Raw genomic sequence first — 7388 nt, 5'->3', positions numbered from 1 at the left:
CTATCATCGCCGGATTATCCATGATCTGACAGCCGTCCCTTATAGGATGCGGGTTCACTAGGCATCGTAGTTGAACATATTCTTACCGGGCCATACAACAAACCCACCAATAATTCAAGACGTCCTCCACGGGGCGCTTACGACAGAAACACGCCTATGAGCTTGTGGCCCCCATCCTGGAAAAAATCGCCGCGCGCGCCGATGGCGAAGCCTGTGTGACCTATATCGGTCCCGATGGCGCCGGCCATTATGTCAAAATGGTGCATAATGGCATCGAATACGGCGACATGCAGCTGATTGCTGAAGCCTATGCGCTGCTGAAGAATGCGCTGGGTCTGAGCAATGAGCAACTGGCCAGCACCTTTAGCGAATGGAACAAAGGCGAGCTGAGCAGCTACTTGATTGACATCACGAAAGATATCTTCACCAAAAAGGATGAGCAGGGCCAGTTCCTGGTGGACGTTATTCTCGATGAAGTGGCTAACAAAGGCACCGGCAAATGGACCAGCCAGAGCTCGCTGGATTTAGGGGAGCCGCTGAGTCTGATTACCGAATCGGTGTTTGCCCGTTACCTGTCATCCCTGAAGCAGCAGCGCGTGGCGGCGTCCAAGGTGCTCACCGGTCCGCAAACTGAAGCGTTCAGCGGTGATAAAGCGGATTTTATTGAGAAAGTGCGCCGTGCGCTCTATTTGGGCAAAATAGTTTCCTATGCGCAGGGTTTCTCCCAATTAAAAGCCGCCTCGGATGAGAACCAGTGGGATCTGAATTACGGCGAAATCGCGAAAATTTTCCGCGCCGGCTGCATTATCCGGGCGCAGTTCTTGCAAAAAATTACCGATGCCTATGCTCAGGATCCGGCGATCGCCAACCTGTTGCTGGCGCCGTACTTTAAGAAGATTGCCGATGACTATCAACAGGCGCTGCGCGATGTCGTGGCCTATGCGGTTCAGCACGGCATTCCGACGCCGACCTTCTCTGCCTCCATCGCTTACTATGATAGCTATCGTTCCGCCGTGCTGCCGGCCAACCTGATCCAGGCCCAGCGCGACTATTTTGGCGCCCATACCTATAAGCGTATCGATAAGGAAGGGGTGTTCCACACGGAATGGCTGGAATAAGGGCAACCGGCGCCACGCAGGCATGATAAGCGACTAACGGACGAAGCCAGGGCAGGGGATAATCTCTTGCCAAGGGGCGTCTTGAACAGTGACACCGGCCGGTTTTTTTTTGCCGCGCCGGCCGCGAAGATGAATTGAAACGAGTCAATTAAGGTGAATCCGTGATATTTAAGGCCAACAGCCCTGGCTATACTGCCCGCCTTGGCCTAGAAAGGCCTTAAATAGAAAGGAATCATGCATGCTTAGCTCGTTTTTAACTTACCGCGGCGGCGCTCGGCATCACGCCGGACGAAGTGGCAGTGCGCCGGCGGAGCGTGGCGACGGGGACGCCGTTATTACCGCGCCCGCTGGAGAAAAAAAACCGAATATCAGTACGCTACGGGCTTTATCGTTCATGCTCACCGGCCATATCCGGCGTGTTGAACAGGGCAGCGCGGCGGGCGCTATCGCACGCGCTGCGCGCGATAGCGCAGGCGGTCACCTTCAGCGTGCAGAGGAGGGCCGTGCGGCGAGCAAGGCGCCGCGCGCTGAACTCGATGGCCCGACAGAAAGTGCGGCGTTTCGGCCGTTGCCGCCGCGGGGCCGCCCTCAGGAGACATTCGTGATTACCCTGCATTGGATGTTTCCCCGTGCCGGTACCCTCGCATCGCCGGCGCCTGCGCGACGCGTGGACGCGGGCGATGTTCCGCCACCGCTGCCGCCAAAGCAGCGCAACCGCGCCGGCGTTTCCTTTCTGCCAGGGCGCGCCACGCTATCGACCGCCGCGAGGGCCAGCGGCACGGCGTGATTCAGCGAGGTGATGACCTGGCTGGGTCGGGAGGAACATCGCGGCGCGGCGTATCGGCTGACCCCCGAACAACAGCACGCGACGGTCAAGACGATGATGGGTCAGGTTTTTCACGGACTCGATGCCAGGCAGGCGTCTGAGTTATATGATGCGCTGCTGGGCCTGATTGACCGCTGGCCGAGTCATCTGCAAGCGGGGATGTTGCGGGAATTGAGCGTGCTGGCCTTCAACGCACTCCCTGAGCAGCGATTGGCGGAGCATTGCCAGCGCTGGCTTAATCGGTTGCCGGGATTCGAGTCGGCGGCGTTTGATAATCTTCTAGAGCATATAGCCACCTATTTTGCCGCCGTCCCCGCCGACGATGTATGGTCGTTTTCCAGCGTTTGCTGGCGCTCAACCGAGCTTCCGAAAGGCCGATTCTTAGCCTGCTGGCGCGGCGGCTGGGGACATTGCCCCCCGAGCTGCGCGGCCTGGCACGGCAAATTCTGCTCGGCTGCCCGCATTTGCCCGCCGAGATGCGGGTGGAGCTCTCCGCTGCGCTGCGTGCGGAGGAGGAAGCGCAAGGCGGCGCGGTGGCGATCGACGTAAACGCCGCGACCAGCGCCGCTTAAGCCCAGTGTCAGCACGGATGTCAGCCGCAGTAGGGGTGTATCAGCGGCGCTAGCCCGCTGCTTAAGGCGTGTTTCGGAAATGGCGTCAAGCCGCATAAGGTGAATACCAGCGGCGTTAGCCCACCGCTTAAAACGCCTATTTTCAGCGCTATCCCGCCGCGATGACGGGGACATCAGCCCTAGCGCCACCGCCGCTGGCCCGCCGCGTAGAGCGGATTTCAGCGGTGACGTTCGCGCAGGCGGCCAATCACCCGGCTTAAATCGTAAGCGCCCCGTGGAGGACGTCTTGAATTATTGGTGGGTTTGTTGTATGGCCCGGTAAGAAAATGTTCCACTACGATGCCTAGTGAACCCGCATCCTATAAGGGACGGCTGTCAGATCATGGATAATCCGGCGATGATAGTGTCCACTTAAATTTTAATGGATAATTTCATATCACTCAAACCGGGATGGAAATAAAAGTTATTAAAATCAATATAATGTGAAAATGCAATGAACATAAGCGTGTAACGTAGGTTTACTGTCTCATACAACAAACCCACCAATAATTCAAGACGTCCTCCACGGGGCGCTTACCTTTTTTTACGGGTCATTAAAGAGAGCCTGTGGCAGCGGTTGGCGGAGATTACCGACCGGACGCAGCTGGAATGGAAAGAGGTGTTCAAGGACGTTAGCCATCATGGCGTTTACCACAGCGGCGAGGTGGTCGGTCTGGGCAATCTGGTGTGCGAACGATCTCATCATACCCTGGCGTTTTATACGCCGGAAACGTTGCCGTTCTGCCCGGACTGTGGTTTCGATGAATTTCATCGCCAGCCTTTCCATTAACGATCTTGTCGGCAACAAGGGGACGGCAAAGGACGCCAACTGGAGACAAGCTGGGACATTAAGAATAAGGAGGGCGCGTGGGAAAGGGGACGCCTGCAAGGGATAAGGGATGGCATCGTCGGAAAGGGACGTTATCGAGGGATTGGGACGGCGTCGTGGGGCAAGAAGCGATACCTGCCGCGTAAGGCGCGGGCGGAACCCCCCCCGAGACATGAGCCCTTCGGCGATGCCGTGCGCCGGGCAGGGGCAATGGACACCCTGCCCGACCTGCAGCACCCTTAATGCAGGATCTTCGCCAGGAAGTCGCGGGCGCGGTCCGATTGGGGATGGGCAAAGAACGCCTCTTTGGGCGAGTCTTCGATAATGCGTCCCTCATCCATGCAAATCACCCGGTTGGCCACTTTACGCGCAAAGCCCATTTCATGGGTGACCACCATCATGGTCATCCCTTCCTGAGCCAGCTCCACCATGACATCCAACACTTCGTTTATCATCTCCGGATCCAGCGCGGAGGTGGGTTCGTCGAACAGCATTGCCACCGGATCCATGCACAGCGCACGGGCGATCGCCACGCGCTGCTGCTGGCCGCCGGACAGCTGACCGGGGAATTTATTGGTGTGCGCCGCCAGGCCAACCTGTTCCAGCAGGGTAAGCCCCTTAGCACGCGCCGCGCCTTTTTCGCGTTTCAGAACCTTGACCTGCGCCAGCGTCAAATTGTCAATAATCGACAAATGGGGAAAGATCTCAAAGTGTTGGAACACCATCCCCACTTTGCTGCGCAGCTGTGCCAGATTGGTGCGTTTATCGCTGACGCTGATGCCATTGACGCGGATCTCCCCCTCTTGAATCGGTTCAAGGCCATTGACGGTTTTGATAAGCGTCGATTTACCGGAGCCGGAGAGGCCGCATACCACCACCACTTCGCCTTTATTGACCTCGGTGGAGCAGTCGGTCAGCACCTGAAAGTGACCATACCACTTGGAAATATTTTTCAAGGAAATCATCTAACCGTCCTTTTTTTCAAATAGTTCATCAGCGTGGAGGCGCTCAGGCTGATGACAAAATAAACCAAACCGGCAAACAGCACCATTTCCACCTGCGTACCGTCACGTTCGCCGATAGAGGAGGCGGTACGGAAGAAGTCGGCCAGGCTTAATACGTAAACCAACGAGGTATCCTGAAACAGCACGATGCCCTGCGTCAGCAGCAGCGGTACCATCGCGCGGAAGGCCTGCGGCAGAATAATCAGCTGCATGGATTGCCAGTGCGTCATGCCGAGCGCCAGCGCGGCGGAGGATTGCCCACGGGCGATACTGACAATACCGGCGCGGATGATTTCCGAATAATAGGCCGCCTCAAAGAGCGAAAACGCAATCATGGCGGAAATAAGCCGAATATCGGTCTGCGGCGATAGCCCCAGCCCCTTTTGCAGCAGGCTCGGCACGACCAGATAGAACCACAGCAGCACCGAGCGGAAAAAATTGACGTAGATTTTGGCGAACTAACTGATGGGTTTTACCGGCGAAAGACGCATCACCGCCAAAAGGGTGCCCCAGATAATGCCAACCACCACCGCGGTAAGGGTAATTTTTAACGTAACGGCCATCCCCTGCAGCATATAAGGCAGGCCCGGCTGTATGGAACTCCAGTCGAATTCGTACATTATTTGCTCCCCAGATTGCCCGGCAGGCGCACTTTTCGTTCGACAAAATGCATAACCAGCATAATCACGGCGTTGATGAGCAGATAGCCCAGGGTAATGGCGGTAAAAGATTCATAGGCGTGGGCGGAATAGTCCAGCAATTTGCTGGCCTGCGCCGCCATCTCCACCAGACCGATGGTGGAGGCGACCGACGAGTTTTTTACCAGGTTGAGCATTTCTGAGGTCATCGGCGACACGATGATCCGATAAGCATTAGGTAGCAGGACATAGCGGTAGGCCTGCCCCAGCGTGAGCCCCATCGCCAGCGCGGCGTTCAACTGCCCCTTGGACAGCGACTGAATGCCCGAGCGCACCTGCTCGCACAGGCGCGGGGCGGTGAACAGCCCTAGGCACAGCATTGAGGAGACAAAGAACTGAATGGTGGGGTCCAATTCGGCTTTGAACCAGGTGCCAATGGACGCCGGCAGCAGCTCCGGCACCACCAGATACCAGATAAACAGCTGCACTATCAGGGGAATATTACGGAACAACTCTACGTAACAGGTGCCTATCCCCGCCAGAAACCGATTAGGCAGGGTGCGCAGGATACCGAACAGGGAACCGACCACAAAGGCAATAATCCAGACGCAGAACGACACGGCGATGGTGACCTGGAAACCCGACCATAGCCAGCCTAAATAGATGGTGTTGCCGAACGGGGCCGCTTCAAAAAAGATTCCACAGTTCCAATTTGTTGACATAAAAACTCCGGTAAAAAAGGGTAGCGAGCGCTACCCTGAAGATTGATGAATGGCCCCTATTGCCGCGCTTCGGGGAACGACCTTAGCGCGTCTGTCTGTCCGGGCCTTTGGTCAGCAATCAATAGGGCGGGCAATCCCGCCCTTATTATCGTTATTAGTTTACGGCTTTATCGTTAGGTGATTTGAACAGGGCTTTCATATCGTCCGACATGGTAAAGTTCATGTTCAGATCCTTCGGCGGAATAGGCTGTTTAAACCACTTGTCGTACCATTTCTCCGCTTCGCCGGAGGTCTGGATATGAGCGATAGTATCGTCCATAAGCGTTTTGAACGGCGCGTCGTCTTTGCGCAGCATGCAGCCGTAGGCTTCTTTCGACTGCGGCGTGCCGACGATATCCCATTGATCGGGTTTACGCGATTTGGCGCGTTCGCCGGCCAGCAGGGCATCATCCATCATAAAGGCCACCGCGCGGCCGCTTTCCAGGGTACGGAACGAGTCGCCGTGATCCTTGGTGCTGATGATGCGCATCTTCATCTGCTTCTCATCGTTGAGCTTGTTGAGCAGGACTTCAGACGTGGTTCCGGCGGTGAGGACGACGGTCTTGCTGGCCAAATCGCTAAAATCTTTGATGGGGCCGCCTTTTTTCACCGCCAGGCGGGTACCGATAATGAACAGCGTATCGGAAAAGTCCACCTGCTTCTGGCGCTCCAGGTTATTGGTAGTGGAGCCGCATTCAAAATCATAGGTGCCGTTTTGCAGCAGCGGGATGCGGTTGGAGGAGGTAATAGGCAAATACTTCACCTGCAGATTCGGAGCGGCGATTTTCTTTTTAATGGCATCAACGATGGCGTTGGAGTAGTCCTGCGAATAGTCCACCACTTTCTGCTGATTGTCATAATAGGAGAAAGGAACGGACGATTCGCGGTGGCCTACCACGATGACGCCGTTGTCTTTGATTTTTTTCAGCGTGCCCGTTAACTCTTCGGCATGAGCCTGGCTGGCGGCAATGCCGATCATCACTAACGATAACGCCAATTTGCGCATGTGCATCTTCCTGCTCCTTTGCTGTGATTACGGTATCTGACATTTCAGCGTCCGGTGCCCTGGGGCGATAAGCCGGCCTGAGGAAAGACCCGCTTTTAGGACGGATTCGTCAAGCGAATTACCGTTAAAATAGCGTAATGTAAATAAACCGGCACAAAAATGTTGCCGTTTTGAGAACCGTTGCGCACTAAAATGCGGCGCACGGCGGCGCCATGCCCCTTATCGGTGCATGGCCTGCTCCGTGACGGCGCGACGGTTTACGCCCACGCATCGCGTCGCCGCCCCGGTACGCTAAAAAAATAATTGGCAGTAATATTCATATCATTTGAAACCATCTCCGCGCTATGTAGCACGATCGTTTATCGCGCGGAAGCTTTATCTGAAAGCGGTTGCAGGGAAGCCACCGGCATGGAAAAGGCTTCCCAGAAGAAGAACAGGTAAGTTCATGACCTGGGTAAACGTACGCCCAGCGCCGTCTGTTAATTCCCCATCAAGTTATTGAAGATGATGTCCATTATTTTTTTAATGGGCGCAATTCATGAAACAAACCCCACCAAAACCCTCAAGACGTCGTCCCAATTTCCCGCTGGACTTT

Annotated in this window: 5 protein-coding genes and 3 pseudogenes; 4 read left to right on the top strand and 4 right to left on the bottom strand. The window is 55.7% G+C overall.

Annotated features, from left to right (window positions below):
* Window positions 1-143 precede the first annotated feature (143 nt).
* The 4 genes and pseudogenes from gnd to ACMX3H_RS09910 all read left to right on the top strand — a co-directional run.
* A pseudogene (gene gnd / locus ACMX3H_RS09925) lies at window positions 144-1118 on the top strand (decarboxylating NADP(+)-dependent phosphogluconate dehydrogenase); the annotation flags it as partial.
* A 238-nt stretch (window positions 1119-1356) separates the two neighbouring features.
* Complete coding sequence (locus ACMX3H_RS09920; RefSeq protein ID WP_415210696.1) at window positions 1357-1905, top strand: hypothetical protein; 549 nt, start codon at window positions 1357-1359, stop codon at window positions 1903-1905.
* A gap of 365 nt (window positions 1906-2270) precedes the next feature.
* The gene (locus ACMX3H_RS09915) at window positions 2271-2516 is read left to right on the top strand and encodes a hypothetical protein (protein WP_415210695.1); all 246 of its coding nucleotides are present in this window, start codon (window positions 2271-2273) and stop codon (window positions 2514-2516) included.
* A 577-nt stretch (window positions 2517-3093) separates the two neighbouring features.
* Window positions 3094-3345: pseudogene (locus ACMX3H_RS09910) on the top strand (zinc ribbon-containing protein); the annotation flags it as partial.
* Between the two features lie 278 nt (window positions 3346-3623).
* Here ACMX3H_RS09910 and ACMX3H_RS09905 read toward each other — a convergent pair.
* The 4 genes and pseudogenes from ACMX3H_RS09905 to ACMX3H_RS09890 all read right to left on the bottom strand — a co-directional run bounded on the left by ACMX3H_RS09905 (window position 3624) and on the right by ACMX3H_RS09890 (window position 6799).
* Window positions 3624-4349, bottom strand: a complete 726-nt coding sequence (locus ACMX3H_RS09905) for an amino acid ABC transporter ATP-binding protein (RefSeq protein WP_415210694.1) — start codon at window positions 4347-4349, stop codon at window positions 3624-3626.
* Window positions 4346-5008: pseudogene (gltK, locus tag ACMX3H_RS09900) on the bottom strand (glutamate/aspartate ABC transporter permease GltK). Before gltK ends, ACMX3H_RS09905 begins: the two are co-directional and overlap by 4 nt.
* Complete coding sequence (locus ACMX3H_RS09895; RefSeq protein WP_415210693.1) at window positions 5008-5748, bottom strand: amino acid ABC transporter permease; 741 nt, start codon at window positions 5746-5748, stop codon at window positions 5008-5010. The pseudogene gltK and the gene ACMX3H_RS09895 overlap by 1 nt, the downstream one beginning before the upstream one ends.
* A gap of 154 nt (window positions 5749-5902) precedes the next feature.
* Window positions 5903-6799 (bottom strand): amino acid ABC transporter substrate-binding protein, encoded by an 897-nt coding sequence (locus ACMX3H_RS09890; RefSeq protein WP_415210692.1) that lies wholly within the window; start codon window positions 6797-6799, stop codon window positions 5903-5905.
* Window positions 6800-7388 lie beyond the last annotated feature (589 nt).

Source organism: Sodalis sp. (in: enterobacteria), from assembly GCF_047607725.1.
Lineage (GTDB): Bacteria > Pseudomonadota > Gammaproteobacteria > Enterobacterales > Enterobacteriaceae > JBLKSS01.
The sequence above is the reverse complement of the archived record's forward strand: the minus strand, read 5'-3'. Positions and strand labels throughout refer to the sequence as shown.